Source organism: Lacinutrix sp. (assembly GCF_037625555.1).
Taxonomy (GTDB): Bacteria; Bacteroidota; Bacteroidia; order Flavobacteriales; family Flavobacteriaceae; genus Lacinutrix.
The window spans coordinates 1-14,937 of the sequence record NZ_JASJHV010000075.1; the positions used below are offsets into that span (position 1 = coordinate 1).

General features: G+C 31.5%; 15 protein-coding genes. 2 read left to right on the plus strand and 13 right to left on the minus strand.

Features of this window, described 5'->3' with window-relative positions; translation table 11 throughout:
- On the minus strand, window positions 1-2,758 hold a 2,758-nt coding region (locus tag QNK89_RS06405; RefSeq protein ID WP_340170190.1), incomplete at its 3' end, for a choice-of-anchor L domain-containing protein.
- Between the two features lie 416 nt (window positions 2,759-3,174).
- Here QNK89_RS06405 and QNK89_RS06410 point away from each other — a divergent pair.
- Window positions 3,175-3,471, plus strand: a complete 297-nt coding sequence (locus QNK89_RS06410; RefSeq protein ID WP_340170191.1) for a DUF1304 domain-containing protein — start codon at window positions 3,175-3,177, stop codon at window positions 3,469-3,471.
- Window positions 3,472-3,614: 143 nt separating this feature from the next.
- The gene (locus QNK89_RS06415; protein ID WP_340170224.1) at window positions 3,615-4,418 is read left to right on the plus strand and encodes a mechanosensitive ion channel domain-containing protein; all 804 of its coding nucleotides are present in this window, start codon (window positions 3,615-3,617) and stop codon (window positions 4,416-4,418) included.
- Here the strand turns inward: QNK89_RS06415 and tsaB are convergent, their stop codons facing one another.
- The 12 genes from tsaB to QNK89_RS06475 all read right to left on the minus strand — a co-directional run bounded on the left by tsaB (window position 4,419) and on the right by QNK89_RS06475 (window position 14,867).
- On the minus strand, window positions 4,419-5,096 hold the full coding sequence (gene tsaB, locus QNK89_RS06420) for a tRNA (adenosine(37)-N6)-threonylcarbamoyltransferase complex dimerization subunit type 1 TsaB (protein ID WP_340170192.1): 678 nt from the start codon (window positions 5,094-5,096) through the stop codon (window positions 4,419-4,421).
- A 3-nt stretch (window positions 5,097-5,099) separates the two neighbouring features.
- Window positions 5,100-6,443, minus strand: a complete 1,344-nt coding sequence (locus QNK89_RS06425; RefSeq protein ID WP_340170193.1) for a TolC family protein — start codon at window positions 6,441-6,443, stop codon at window positions 5,100-5,102.
- A complete protein-coding gene (locus QNK89_RS06430; protein ID WP_340170194.1) occupies window positions 6,433-7,542 on the minus strand; it encodes an efflux RND transporter periplasmic adaptor subunit in 1,110 nt (369 codons plus the stop codon). Before QNK89_RS06430 ends, QNK89_RS06425 begins: the two co-directional genes overlap by 11 nt.
- 67 nt (window positions 7,543-7,609) lie before the next feature.
- Window positions 7,610-8,854: an ABC transporter permease gene (locus tag QNK89_RS06435; protein ID WP_340170195.1), complete on the minus strand. Its 1,245-nt coding sequence runs from the start codon at window positions 8,852-8,854 to the stop codon at window positions 7,610-7,612.
- A gap of 2 nt (window positions 8,855-8,856) precedes the next feature.
- Window positions 8,857-10,086, minus strand: coding sequence for an ABC transporter permease (locus tag QNK89_RS06440; protein ID WP_340170196.1), 1,230 nt, complete (start codon window positions 10,084-10,086; stop codon window positions 8,857-8,859).
- Window positions 10,074-10,781 (minus strand): ABC transporter ATP-binding protein, encoded by a 708-nt coding sequence (locus QNK89_RS06445; RefSeq protein WP_340170197.1) that lies wholly within the window; start codon window positions 10,779-10,781, stop codon window positions 10,074-10,076. Before QNK89_RS06445 ends, QNK89_RS06440 begins: the two co-directional genes overlap by 13 nt.
- Window positions 10,782-10,995: 214 nt before the next feature.
- Window positions 10,996-11,220 (minus strand): hypothetical protein, encoded by a 225-nt coding sequence (locus QNK89_RS06450; RefSeq protein WP_340170198.1) that lies wholly within the window; start codon window positions 11,218-11,220, stop codon window positions 10,996-10,998.
- Window positions 11,221-11,271: 51 nt separating this feature from the next.
- Window positions 11,272-11,862, minus strand: coding sequence for a DUF420 domain-containing protein (locus QNK89_RS06455; protein ID WP_340170199.1), 591 nt, complete (start codon window positions 11,860-11,862; stop codon window positions 11,272-11,274).
- Window positions 11,863-11,920: 58 nt separating this feature from the next.
- On the minus strand, window positions 11,921-12,664 hold the full coding sequence (locus QNK89_RS06460) for an SCO family protein (protein ID WP_340170200.1): 744 nt from the start codon (window positions 12,662-12,664) through the stop codon (window positions 11,921-11,923).
- Window positions 12,657-13,385, minus strand: coding sequence for a hypothetical protein (locus QNK89_RS06465; protein WP_340170201.1), 729 nt, complete (start codon window positions 13,383-13,385; stop codon window positions 12,657-12,659). The genes QNK89_RS06460 and QNK89_RS06465 overlap by 8 nt, the downstream gene beginning before the upstream one ends.
- 82 nt (window positions 13,386-13,467) lie before the next feature.
- A complete protein-coding gene (locus QNK89_RS06470) occupies window positions 13,468-13,848 on the minus strand; it encodes a cytochrome C oxidase subunit IV family protein (protein WP_340170202.1) in 381 nt (126 codons plus the stop codon).
- A gap of 20 nt (window positions 13,849-13,868) precedes the next feature.
- Window positions 13,869-14,867 (minus strand): cytochrome c oxidase subunit 3, encoded by a 999-nt coding sequence (locus QNK89_RS06475; RefSeq protein WP_340170203.1) that lies wholly within the window; start codon window positions 14,865-14,867, stop codon window positions 13,869-13,871.
- Window positions 14,868-14,937: the final 70 nt, after the last annotated feature.

A 14,937-nucleotide genomic window follows, 5' to 3' on the forward strand; every position in this document is an offset into this window, starting at 1 on the left:
TTGTTATAGTACCTATAGCAGCATCTATTAAAGCGCCATCGGTTGGTAATGGATTGAAAACATAAACACCTCCTGGTGTAATAACAGAATCTACGGTTGCGCCATCACAGGTTGGTTGCATGGTGAAAGTGGAATCGTCGAACGAATTAACTGTAATTGTAAAACTAGTTTCCGCATAACATGTAGGATTCATGATATCATCAACTCTTACGTAAATTGTTTGTAGAATACTGATATTAGGGTATGCTTCTGGTGTAAGAATAGGGTCTGTTGATGTAGCAACATCTGTTTGTAAAACATAAAATGAAACAGTAAAATTGGTTGGGTCTTGACCGTTTAAAATAGCAGGCTCCAGTGCTGTTAAATCGAAAACCTCAACACCATCGTTAGTTGGGTCATCACACGTTTCTATATCTAAAGGCTGTGTTGCAATAGCTCTAGGGTTTACAATTAAATTAAATACTGCATTTGGAGAAGCAATATAACATAAGGGATCTTGAACACTTTCTATTCTAACAAAAATAGGTTGAGGATTATTTAAAGTATTAGAATATGGACTAGTAAGTGAACCTGTTCCTGCATCTGCATCTACAAAATCTAAATAATAAGTAACATTAAAATCTGCAGGAACCTGAGTGCCAAGTATTGCTATATCCTGAGATGCTAAATCAAAAGATTCGAAACCATCATTTAAAAAATCATCACAAACTTCCATATCTGGAGCAGGATTTAACGAAATGTTTAAATATTCTAATAAAAATATATCTGTATCAAAGCATGTTCCAGATTGAACATCATCAATTCTAATATAAATAATCTCTCCATCTGTTCCGTTGTAAGCATCTGGATTAAGAATTGGATTTGCACCAGTGCCCACTTCTAACAGAGAATTATGAAAAGTTACCATAACAGTAGCTGGGTCTTGAGTTCCTATAGCGGTTGTCTCATTTTCAGTTAAATCAAAAATAACAGTACCACTTCCATTATTACATTCTGTTAAATCTGTAATTGATTGAATTTCTGGACCTGGAATAAACTCAATAAAGATACTATCTGAAGCTTGACATGTTTGAGAAAAAACAATATCTACTGAATAAGTCCCTTCTTCTGTAACATCTATTATAGAACCTGTTTCACCAGGTATTACAGCTCCATTAAAAAACCAAGTATGAGTTGCTGTAGGTAAATTTGTATCTAGTGTAATTACTGTTCCTTGGCAATCTGCTGTACCGGCACTAATAGTAATATCATCACCTAACTCTCCTCCTAAACTAAAAGTTCCTGCACCAAGAAAAACAGCAGCATCAAAAGCTGTGTCTCCAGCATCTGCAACAACTAATTTGATAGTGTACAGGTTGTTAGGAATCACATTAGAAAAGGCTGTCATTGGTGTTGTATAGCCTAAGAAATTTGTAGGATTATTAGCTGCAGGCTCACCTCCAGCTCCATAGTAAGAATCAAAAAATGTAGGATTCGCAGATGGGCAATTTCCATTCCAAGCGTTATCTCTAACTGTAAAAACTGTGACTACGTCTGTTGTACCTGGAACTAAGGCTAGATTTGTTGTAACACCAGTAATTTGATCTGTAAGCAAAAACGCAAAAGCATCAGTAAATTGACATTGATAAAAACCATATTCCTCTGAAGCAAAAATAAAATCAAAACTTATTGTACTTGCTATTGGAACAAAATCAAACTGAAGAAAAGAAGCGTTATTAGTATCTGCACCACCAATTTGCGCCTCTAAATCCGCATCTCCTTGCCAAGCTCCATTACCTCCACTTTGGGTTCCAGATTCAGGACCTTCGGCATCTACTGCTGCTCCAGAAGACAATATTATTCCAGCTTCAAAACCAAAAGCTCCTGGTATTGCTGTAAAAGAACCAATTCCATTAACAGTTCCAAAATCATTTCCAGAACTAGAAATAATATTTGAGACTGCTGCACATGGACTATCAATTAAGACATCTTCAACTAGTTGTGTTGCATTATAAGTTGTTATATCTACATCAATATAAGGACTTAAAACCTCTATTGTTATTGTAACAAATTCTGAGCATCCTGTAGGATTGGTATCTGTAACAGTATATGTTGTTGTAAATGTACCTATAGTGTTAAATTGATGACTAGCCATATCTCCATTAACTGCACCAGTACCATCACCAAAATTCCAACTAGATGTTGCGCCAGTTCCATCTTCGGAAAATGTAGCACTTCCTTCAAAATCTACTGAACCACCAACTGGTATTTGCACATTTCCAAAACCATTTACTGCAGGAACTGTAGAGTCTATTGTTGGTGTTATTGTTTGACAGGATTGCAAGCAAGAAATTTCTGCAACCCAACCTGTAGTATTACCAGAACCATCACTAATAAATTCTAAAGTTATACAACCTGTAGCACTTGTTGTAGATGCTGAAACGATATTTAAACCTACTTGAGCCCCACCTCCTGAATATGTTCCAATAACTGGAAAAGTTGTATCATCTCCATCATAAATAGTTAATATATCTATTGGATTTCCAGGAATCCCTTGAGTTCCAAAAAAAGAAAAATCTAATTGTATAAATTGATCTGGACCATCTGGACAAATAGTTAAAACAAAATTTTCGTTATCTGAATAAGAACCTGTAGCTCCACCAGAATCGTATAATATACCAGAACATTGATTAACTGTTCCGTTTTGCATTAACACATCTTGTGCAAAAATAGTAGTTGTACAAAACAATAAGAGTAGTACCAGGGTAAAGTGCTTCATTATAAATGGTTTTTATTACATATAAGGCAATGTACAATAATACTTAAAATTACAGTAATCAATAGACCTAATAACCTTAAAATTGTACTTTTCTTTGTATAAAATATGTTGACTGTTATATCATATAACAATCAATATCGCTTTATTCCTACCTAATCTAAAATTAAATGTATTTTTATACAATAAATGTTTAACATCTTTTATGATAAAACGTTTTAACCTAATTTTTATCTTTTATTAACTAATTGTTAAGCACAAAACAAAAACACAAAAAACTATAATTATTATAAAAATAGGCTATGTGGCTTACAATTAGCGACATATAATTGAATACAAAAAATTTTAATATGAAACCTTAGCTTATAAAACACCTCTAAATGATGTAAATGGAGCTATTAATTTAACATCTAATAATTATGAAAGAACTAATGTATGCACTTGTTGTTTTTGTAGCATTGTTACATATATACTTTTTAATACTTGATATGTTTTTATGGACTTCACCAAAAGGAATAAAAACGTTTGGTTTAGAAAGCAAAGCGTTTGCAGAAAAAACAAAAGTACTTGCAGCAAACCAAGGTTTGTATAATGGATTCCTATCTGCTGGGCTAATTTTTGGTTTACTTGTTGAAAATGAAAACACACTAATTTTCTTTTTAAGTTGTGTAATAATAGCTGGTATTTATGGAGCTTATTCTACAAAAAAAAATTAACTTTTCTATTTTCAATCTGTACCAGCTATACTTACTCTTTTATTATTTTTATTAGCATATTGATGCTTTAAAATCAGAACAAAAAATATACTTCTTTAAATCTTAAAAAAAAGAAAAGCTTTAATTTCGCAAAATAATTAAATATTAAAAATAAATTATGGATAGATAGAGGTTACGAACTCCTTCTAAAATTTACACCTAAAGTATTATTAGCAATAGTGATATGGATAGTTGGTGCATTTATTATTAAATATATTAGAAAAGGGATTAATAGGTCTATGGACAAGGCTAAATATGATCCTAGTCTAAAAAAATTCCTTATAAACTTAATTAGTTGGATACTAAAAATTGTGTTAATCGTAATTATTTTGGGCACAATGGGCATTCAAACAGCTTCTTTTGCTGCAATTATAGCTGCTGCTGGTTTAGCAATAGGTCTGGCTTTACAAGGATCTTTAGGTAATTTTGCTGGAGGTGTTTTAATTATGCTTTTCAAACCAATTAAAGTAGGTGATTTAATTGAATCTCAAGGAGAAGTGGGTGTTGTAAAAGAAATTGAAATATTTACTACAAAACTTACTGGATTATCTAATAGTGAAATTATTATTCCTAATGGAGCATTATCTAACGGAAACATTATTAACTATTCTACAGATGGAACACGAAGAGTTGATTTAGTTTTTGATCTTGGTTACGATTCTGATATTAAAGAAGCTAAAGCTGTTTTAATGAAGGTACTAAAAGACAATCCTAAAGTGCTAACAGAGCCTGCTCCAACAGTAAATGTTCTTGAATTAGCAGATAGTTCTATAAACTTTGCAGTGAGACCTTGGTGTAAAGTAGAACATTACTGGGATGTATACTTTGAAACTACAAAAGAAGCACTAGATGCTGCTGGAATAGAAATACCTTATCCACATGCAGTAGAAATACAAAAAGAAGCTTAATTATTTTTTAGGCTTAGGCTTTAGTGCTACAAAATCTTTAAGGTAATAAGGTTCAAAATAAGCGACATCTTCGGTGTCACTCTTTTTGTACTTTAAATAGGCGAGTTTACTCATTTGATTTGCAGATGGTAATTTACCTTCTATAAAAACAGCATTTACATGCGTTAACAATCCTTTTGTTTTTTCAACTCCGTTTCCTACAAAGTAAACTTTACCTCTAGATAAATATTCTTCAAAAGAAGTTTCGTCTAAAATTTGAGCTTCAATGGTTCTGATTTGTTCAAATTCTGAAGAGAAAATAGCAGAGTACACTTCCATACGCCTTGCGTCAAGCATTGGCACAACAACACCATTATCTACTTTAACTTGATGTGCTAATGCCTCTAAAGTAGAAATTGAAATTAATGGAATATCTAATGCATAACACAAACCTTTTGCAGCCGACACACCTATTCGTAAACCAGTATAAGAGCCAGGACCTTTGCTAACTGCAATGGCATTTAATTGCGAACGGTCTATTTTAGCATTGCTAAGAGTATCATCTATAAAAACATGCAAACGTTCTGCATGAGAATAATTGCTACTGTAATCTTCTTTTAAATGCAAAGTCTCACCATTTTTAGATAGTGAGACAGAGCAATTTGTTGTAGACGTTTCTATATTTAGTATTAAAGCCAAAGTTTATTGAGTTATTGGTTTTCCAAGGTAGAAATCTAACACTTTTGTTTTAAAAACAAAATCATATTTAGCATTAATTAATGAAGCTTCTGCATTTACTAACCTTAATCTAGATTGTTCTAAATCGAAAGCATTCATAACACCAATATTATATCGCTGTTCTGCATTACCAAATGCTAATTCTTGAGATTCTAAAGACGATTTCGCAGCCTCGTATGCTCTTAGTGCAGATTTTGCATCTGTAAAAGCACGTTGAATATTTGCCTCAAGTGCCAATTTAGTTTGCTCTAAACGTAATAATGCATTTTGTTCTTGAATTTCAGATTTTGCTACTGCTGTTTTATTTTGGTATCCTGAAAAAATTGGCACACTAACGTTTAAACCAAAACTATGTCCTTTCTGGTCGTTTAATTGTGTAAAAAAAGGATCTTCATTTCTATTTACATTGGTAAAGAAAGCATTAGTTCCAAAATTATAACTACCAGTAACTCTTGGTGAAAATCCACTTTTTGAAATCTCTGTTCCAATTTTTGCACTCTCTATATTTTTCTCGGCTACTTTAATTTCACTTCTGTTACTGTAAGCATAATCTAGAATTGGAGTAACATCTTTGTACATTAATTCTGCAGAAGGGTCATTAACATCAATAACTTCAACATCAAAACCATTAAACTCTACTTGCAATAATTGTGATAATGTTAGTAATGATAATTCATAACTATTTTCTGCAACAGTAACGCTTTGCAAGTCGCGACTTAAAGTTGCTTGTGCATCGTAAATATTTGCTTTTGGTTGTACACCTGCATCTACTAACTCCTGCACTTGATTTAATTGCTTTTTAGAAAACTGGTATTGCGCATTTGCGGTCTCTAAATTCTCTTTATTAAAGAGAATATTAAGGTATGAGTTCACCACATTTAATGAAATATCATCTTTAATACGTTGCAATTCTAGTGTGTTTGTTTCTAAACTTAATTCCGATTGCTTATATAGGTTTGTTAACCTAAAGCCATTAAAAATAGTTTGATTTGCACCAACTCCAAAATTTGTATTATGTGATGTTCTATCAATAACTACTTGAGTTGCACCAATATCAATACGTTGTGTACCAATACCAATGTTGTGTCCTGCATTACCACTAACTGTTGGTAAAAAAGAGCCTTTAGCTGCTTTTATATCCTGCTCGTTTAATAACAGTGTATTTTGAGCCTGTACTACAGAAATGTTGTTTTCTAGTGCATGATTTACACACTCTTGTAAGGTCCATATCTTATTTTGACTAAAACTATAAGTCGAAAAACTAAGTAATAAGCCTAGAGTAAGTATTTTAATATTATTAATCATCATTATCTTCTTTAGAGGCCTTGTTCCAAACCTTGATTTTATCGCCTTCTTTTACACCTTCTGTAATTTCTACGTTAATCCCATCTGAAAGACCAAGCTCTACATTTTTCTTTTCAAACTGTCCATCACCAATTTCTAACTCAACAAAAGGTTTTTCTGTAATTCTATTGAACTGTAATAATGATTCTTTAATAACCATTACACTGTCTTTAGACTCCATTTCTATTTCTGCATTTGCACTATATCCAGCTCTAATTTTAGTAGACTGTTCTACTTCAACATCTGCTTTTATAGTAAACTGTACTGCTCCATTTTCTTCCATACCCTTAGGTGCAACAAAAGTTAATTTTGCTGGAAATTCTTTTTCTCCCATAGCTCCTAAAATAACTTTAATCTCTTTTCCTTCTTCTAGCTTTCCTACTTCTGCCTCATCTACTTTTCCTTCAAAAATCATTTTACTCATATCTGCAATTGTAGCAATTGTAGTTCCAGCATTAAAGTTATTACTCTCAATAACTTGATCTCCTTCTCTTACAGGAATCTCTAAAATAGTTCCTGGTATAAGTGCAACAATATTAGTGTTGGCAGAGCCTCCTCCAGAAAGTGAACCTCTTTTTATAATTTGGTAATTGTTTTGTGCTTGACGTAAAGTCTCGTTAGATTGGTTTAATGCTAATTCACTATTCTCGAAATCTTGTCTAGAGATTATACCTTTATCAAACAAAGCTTTATTTCTATCGTAAATGGTTTTAGAGTTATTGTATGCTAATTTAGCAGAAGCTATTTGTCCATTTGCACCAACTAAACTTTGCTCGTTTGGCACTACTCTAATTTTTGCAATTACTTCTCCTTTTTTAACTAAGTCTCCTTCTTCTACCATTATCTTATCGATAATTCCAGAAATTTGAGGCTTTAACTCTACCTCTTCTTCAGGGTTTAATTTTCCTGTTGCAACTGTTTTTGTGTTAATAGAAGTGTAAAAAGGTACTGCTGTTTTAAAATCTTCAACAGATTTAGAGTTAGAATCTTTAAAGTACTTAAGCACAAATATAAGTGCTACAAGCAATCCTAATCCTACGATAATTTTTAATGCTTTTTTCATTTTTAAATTTAATTTTTGTCAGTTGGTTTTAAAGCTATTCGCTTCGTTTTTTATTTTGATTGCTTTTTTATTCTTCTCTTAAGGCATCTATAGGTTTTACACTTGTTGCTTTAAACGCTGGTATTAAACCTATTAAAGTTCCTAGTACAATTAATATTATTAGTGCTATAAATACAACACCAATAGATACAGATGCATTTACTAATACAGCATCTGTGCCTTGCCCATATAAAGTATCTATTAAAATAAGTATGGAGCCACCATTTATAATTCCTAATAAACCTGCTATTAATGTAATAAATACTGCTTCTAAAATAACTTGTCTTTTAATTTCGAATGGTGTTGCACCTAGTGCACGACGCACACCAATTTCTTTGGTTCTTTCTTTTACTGTAATTAAAAGAATGTTTCCTATTGCAAATACTCCAGCAAATAAGGTTGCTATTCCAACAAACCATGTTAAAAACTGCATTCCTGTTAAAAAGCCTGTTATTTTGGCAAACTCTTTTCCTAGATTAAAACTACCAAAAGCACGATTGTCTTCTGGGTGTACTTTATTTAAATTTCTTAAAAGTAATTTGGCATCAGATTCTATTTGAGAAATATCGTATTCTGGTTTTCCGGTAATCATCATCCAACCAATATTTTCTCCCATATTATATATTTGCTGAAATGTTGTAAAGGGAATATGAATATCGCTTGATGGTCCCATGTTTGCATTTCCTGTTTCAAACATACCAACAACCTTAAAATTCATACCATTTAGTTGAATGTATTCACCAATCATTTCTGCATCTTTTTCAAAAAGTTGTTTGTATATTTCTTCAGATATAACAACTACTTTTCTATTCTGGTCGATATCGGTTTGGTTAATAAAACGACCTTGAATCATTTTCTTTTTTTGAACCTGATCTAATAATGGGTAATCTCCATTGACTCCAAAATTACCTGAGAGAAACTTATGAATTACTAGAGCAGAACTCTGATTTCTTGGCAGTACAAACTCTATTCCCTCTACATTTTCTTCAATCTTTTTGGCATCCGTAATTTTAAGTTGCACTTGTCTGCCTTCTTGAAATCCTTTAAAAGGTTTACTTGTACTTTGAGCCCAAACAAAAACACTGTTTGTTGCAAAACTTCCAAAAAGTCTATTAAAGGAGTTTTCTATACCTTTTGCAGAACCTAGTAAAGTAATTAGTAATAAAATTCCCCACCAAACTCCAACCATAGTCAAGCCTGTTCTTAGTTTGTTTTTACCTAAACTATCGAAAACCTCTTGCCATGTATCTCTTTCGAATAAAAATTTTATCATAATTAATACTTTCTTAGTGCTACAATTGGTTTAATTCTCGATGCTTTTTTTGCTGGTAAATAACCTGCAAGTCCTCCTGCAAAAATCAAAGTAAAAGTTGCAGCAATAACTAAGTTTAAGCTTACATAAGGATCTTTAATAAAGTATTTTTCTAGGCTTGGAGCTATTAATTCTAATATTCCCATTCCTAAAAACAAGCCTAAAAATCCTGCAATAATTGTAATTAATATAGATTCTAAAAGAATAATTAATACAATAGATTTTGGCGCTGCGCCTAAGGCTTTACGAATACCTATTTCTTTGGTACGTTCTTTTACAATAAAAATCATGATATTACTTATACCAACTATTCCTGCTATTAAAGTACCAAAACCAATGATTAATACTAGAATACTTAAAATAAACGTCATTTGGTTTACGGCTTTAGATTCGTTAGCAAGATTTCTAACTCTAATGGCACGTTGATCGTTTTGAGAAACCATAAAACGCTCTTTCATTTTTTTGCTAAGTATACTACTAAAACTAATGGCTTCATCATAGTCCATTTCTGGATTATAGGTTAAGTTTATTTGATCGATGTGATCGTTATTACCATAAATTTGTTGCGCTGTAGATACAGGCATATAAATCATTCGTTCTTCATTATCTCCACCATCATCACTAAAAACACCCACTACTTTATATTGTATACCATTGAGGTTTATGTATTTACCAATTGCTGTTGTTTTTAAAAATAAATCTTCTTCAACTAAACGTCCAATAACAACAACCTTGGTTTTGTTTTTAACGTCTGACTCGTTTATGTAACGACCGTAGTTTACCATGGTATTTTCTAAATACTGATGGTCTGGATTTACAGCTCTAACAGTATTAGTACTTTTTTCGTTTCTAAAAGTTGCAGTGACATTAAGGTAAATACGAGAAGAAATATATTGTACTTTATCTCCAAACTCTTCTTCTACCCATTCTTGATCTGCATTTTCAAATTGAATTTGTCTTCCTGCTTGTAAACCATTACTAGCTTTAGATGTTTTTCCAGAACGAATAAAAATAGAATTCTTAGCATCGTCTGCAAATGCAGAATCGAAAGTATTTAATAGACCGTTTGTTATACCAAACAATAAAGCAAATAAGAGAATAGCAAAAGTAACTGTAAAACCAGAAAGTAGTGTTCTGGTTTTATTCATATTAATACTTTGGAAAATTTCTCTCCAGAGATCTATATCAAACATATTGGGGAAGCTCTTACTTGATTTACAAATATATCTTCCATAATAACACCATCTTTTAGTCTTACAATACGCTTACACATATTTGCAATATCCTCTTCGTGAGTTACCATTAATATGGTTTTACCTTCATCGTTAAGCGACTGGATAAAGTCCATAATTTCGTGAGATGTTTTTGTGTCTAATGCACCTGTAGGTTCATCAGCAAGTAATAATTTTGGATCTGCAGCAAGTGCTCTTGCAATGGCTACACGTTGTTTTTGTCCTCCAGAAAGCTCGTTAGGCAAATGTGTTGCCCAATCTTTTAAACCTACTTTCTCTAAGTGAAATAACGCTTTATCAATACGTTCTTTTCTTTTTATACCTTGATAGTAAAGTGGTAAAGCAACGTTATCTAGAGCGTTCTTATAATTTATAAGGTTGAAAGATTGAAAAATGAAGCCTAAAAACTTGTTACGATAAATAGCTGCTTTTTTCTCTGTAAGATTCTTAATTGGCACATTATCTAAAACATATTCTCCTTCGTCTGCTTCATCTAGCATTCCAATAATATTAAGTAAGGTAGATTTTCCTGATCCCGAAGAACCCATTATAGCTACCATTTCTCCTGCCTCAACAAAAAGATCAATTCCTTTTAATACATGCAAACTAGTATTGCCTATTGGGTAAGACTTGTGTAGCTTATTTATTTTAAGCATAGTGGTTGATTTTTTTGATTGATGTTTACTACATCATATCCATTAGACTACAAAGGACTTTATTTGTTACATTAATTGTCTAAAAAAATTGTTAAAAGATAATAATTAAAGCATTTTGAAGGACTTAGACTACATTTTAAGCTATTAAACAAGATTAATTTCTCTCAAATAAAACCTTAAAAGACTTTCTATTTGAAATTAATGTTTAAAAGGTTTACTTCTTTTTCTTGGTTCTAAAATACTTCCAATAGATAGCAAAGCCGACACTAAAAACTAATATGTATGGTATTGCCATTAAATAAATAATACCATCATTTATACTTTGTGCTGCACCTTGACCTTCTTCGTTTTCTAATACAGCTCGACACATTGCGCATTGCGCATTTGTTTTTATAAAAAAGAACAGAAAAAAAAGAAAAAAGAGAGTTTTTGCTTTCATAGTTATGAGATTCTTCGCTGAGCGCTGAATTACAGAATGCTTTGAATGACATTATACATAATAAGGCGAAATCATTAAATAAACAATAACACCAGTTACAGCAACATAAAGCCATAATGGAAATGTAATACGTGCTATTTTTTTATGCCTTTCTATATTATTAGTAATTGCTTTTACATAGGTTATTAATACAAAAGGAATTACAGCAATAGATAATAAAATATGTGTTGTTAAAATAAAATAATAAACATACAAAAGTGCGCCAATTTCTTTTGCTTCAGATAAATCTCTCTCTCCATCATGATTTATGTCTCCAAAATATATCATATCAGTTGTCATGTGATATACTATATACATTAACAAAAACAATACAGATAAAGAGATTGCAAATTTCATTAAACCTTCGTGTAACTTTCTATTTCCTTTTTTAATTGCTAAAACTGCTAATATTAATACTATAGCTGTTATTCCATTTATGGTAGCATAAATTGATGGCAAAAACGTTAATGGTTCGACATCAAACCCAAAGTCTTTTAATTTAAAAAAAATAAGTGCTGCTACAGCTAAAGGAATTACTATTGACAGAATAACTATCCATTTATTGTATTTTTTCTCGTTTTCTATGTTTTCTGGTGTGTTCATAATTCTTATTGATACAATTTCTTATACTTCGAAATTAATAGAAGTAACTATTTTTTAGTTACTCGTTTAAAAGCTTTTTAACATCTTCTTTTAGCATTGTAATTTCTTGCTCATTACCATCTTCGTCCATTTTTTCTTGCTCACTAATTATGCCTTTGTAAAATATTTTAGGGTTTCCAAAACCATCCAATCTAGAGCGAATAAAGCCGTTTTTATCTATTAGAGCAAAATCTCCAGAATGCTCAAAACCAATCTCTTCATCATCAACTTTTCCTACAAAAATATTAAAACCAACATTGGCTAGTTTATAGATTTCTGTTTCATCTCCAGTCATTAAATTCCAATTCGGGTTAGTAATACCATATTTATTTGCGTAGGCTTTTAAAATCTCTGGTGCATCTAACTCTGGTGTTATAGAAAAAGATGCGACACCAAAATCGCTATTAGTTTTAAAAACGTTTTGAATATCTACTAGATTTCTATTCATTCTAGGACAAATAGTTGGGCATGTAGTAAAAAAGAACTCTACCACATAAACCTTTCCTTTGTAATCGTCTTGTGTAATTGTTTTACCATCTTGATTTGTAAAACTAAAAGCTGGTACTTTTTTAGGCTTTCCGTTTATTTCAATAAAAGCTAAGGCTTCTTTATCTTCAAAGTTATTGTCTTGCCCTAGACTAATTCTATCGTTGCGAGTAACGTCATCATTTTTTACTCTGTTAACTATTTTAGGAATAAAAATAATTCCGAATAATAGAATAATAAATGCAATACCTATGTAAGAGTAGTTATTTTTATTCATTTGTTTCTTTGTCAGGATTTAGGTCTTTAGCTCTTCTGTTAGAAGAATCAATTTTATTTCTTCCAGATTTCCTGTACTCTTCTAAAAGCACACGAATATCTTCAGCAGCCATTTTATTCTTTATTATGGAAACTTCAGAACAATCGTATGCTGTTAGCGGGTATTCTTGAGCTTCATTCTCTATTTCTTTTTTTGTTCTATCGTCTAATCGGCCACGTTGGTTTAGTTCTTTGTCTATAACAAATACACTATTTGTAGAGAGCTTTGCATCTAGTTGCAAACTAGATTTTAAACTATTAAATAATTTATTAATATCACTATCACTTGCGTAAACAAAATGCCAGTATTTATGCTCACTGTATTTATTTAACTCTTGAATTAACCTACTGGTTTTATCTTGAGAGTCTAAAGTTACCAACATAACAATTTGAAACTTTTTAAAACCTTTAAATTTATTGTAAACTAATTCTTTTAAATTGGAAGCTTCTACTATTCTAGATTCTGGATCACTACCTAAAAAGCCTAAAACTGTAATATGGTCTTTTAATGTAACATCTGTGTTAGTAACTGAAGATAAGTTAGATAGATCTAGAACGTCTTTTTTAACAACATCAAGTACATTATAGTTGTTAGTAGATGGATAAAGCATAAGTAAAAAAACAACCGGAAGAAAAAATAAAACTCCTAGTATAAAGTATTTTTTAATTGGTTTTTTGCTCATTTTTAATTTATTTGAGTTACAATAATAGTAAAAGGTGGTTTAAAAAAACCACCTTTTACTATTATTTAACGTTAGATTTTATTTAAAAATCTCGTTTTACAAATCCATTAGTATAAACACTTTCAATATAACCACCTTCTTGTAAAAGTATAAATACTAAGTAGCAAATCAAGAAAACTCCAGTCCAAACCACCATACGCCTTAACGCTTTAGTTTCGTCTCTCATGTGCATAAAGTCCCAAGTAATATAATACGCTTTTACTATTGTTAATATAATAAAAATCCAGTTAAGACCTTTCATACCTAATATCTGTCCCATTAGAGCTTCTGGCTTATAGATACCTAAAACAACTTCAATTATTGTTACAAAAGTTAAGAAAGCTAAAACTCCCCAAATTTTTTGAGTGTTAGACTTAAACTTCCATAACCCTCTAAATATTTCTAATTTATGTTCGTGTGCCATTTTTTAAAATGCTTTATTTATTAAACTAAGTAGAAGAATGTGAATACAAATACCCAAACTAAATCTACAAAGTGCCAATATAACCCTACTTTCTCCACCATTTCATAGTTTTTACGTCTTTCGTAAGTACCTATAATAACGTTAAAGAAGACAATAATATTAATTACCACTCCAGAGAATACGTGGAAACCGTGGAAACCTGTAATAAAGAAAAAGAAATCTGCAAATAATGGCGAACCATATTCATTAACTTTTAAGTTTGCTCCATGAACAACTAGTTTCCCATTATTTTTTAATTGCTTTAATGACTCTTCACGAGATAAAACTGTTTTCTCTCCTTCTTCATTTATAATTTGATTTCTTATTAACACATTTTCATGTGCAGCTAAACCACTATAGACTTCGTCTACAGTATATTCTGGAAGCGTTCCTTCGCTTTCATACCATATTCCGTTTTTGCTTTGGTGTTGCGTTCTTTCTCCATGTGCTACTTTGGCAAAGTCTGCAATAGCTACACGTTTAAATTTTTGTTCACCTTCTACATCTACATACTCTCCAAATTGTAAGATATTACCGCCTTTTGTTTGTACTGCTCCATATTCACCTTTAATAAATGTGTTCCATTCCCAGGCTTGAGAGCCAACGAAAATTAAACCACCTATAACGGTTAAAAACATATACCAAGTAACTTTTTTCTGATTCATGTGGTGCCCAGCATCTACGGCTAACACCATAGTTACTGAAGACATGATTAATACAAACGTCATAAACGCTACATAAATCATTGGATAATTACCATGAAAAAATGGTACGTGTGTAAAAACCTCATCTGCTATTGGCCAAGAATTAATAAATTTAAATCTTGAAAAACCGTAAGCAGCTAAAAATCCTGAAAATGTTAAGGCATCGGAAACGATAAAGAACCACATCATCATTTTACCATAACTTGCTTTTAGAGGTTGGTTTCCTCCTCCCCAAGTTTTACCTTCTGTTCCAGTAGTTGCAACTGTAGTATTCATATAGTTGAGTTCGTTAATTTTAAATATTGCGCAAAAATAATCATTTTCTACTTCTAAAGAAATGTTAAAG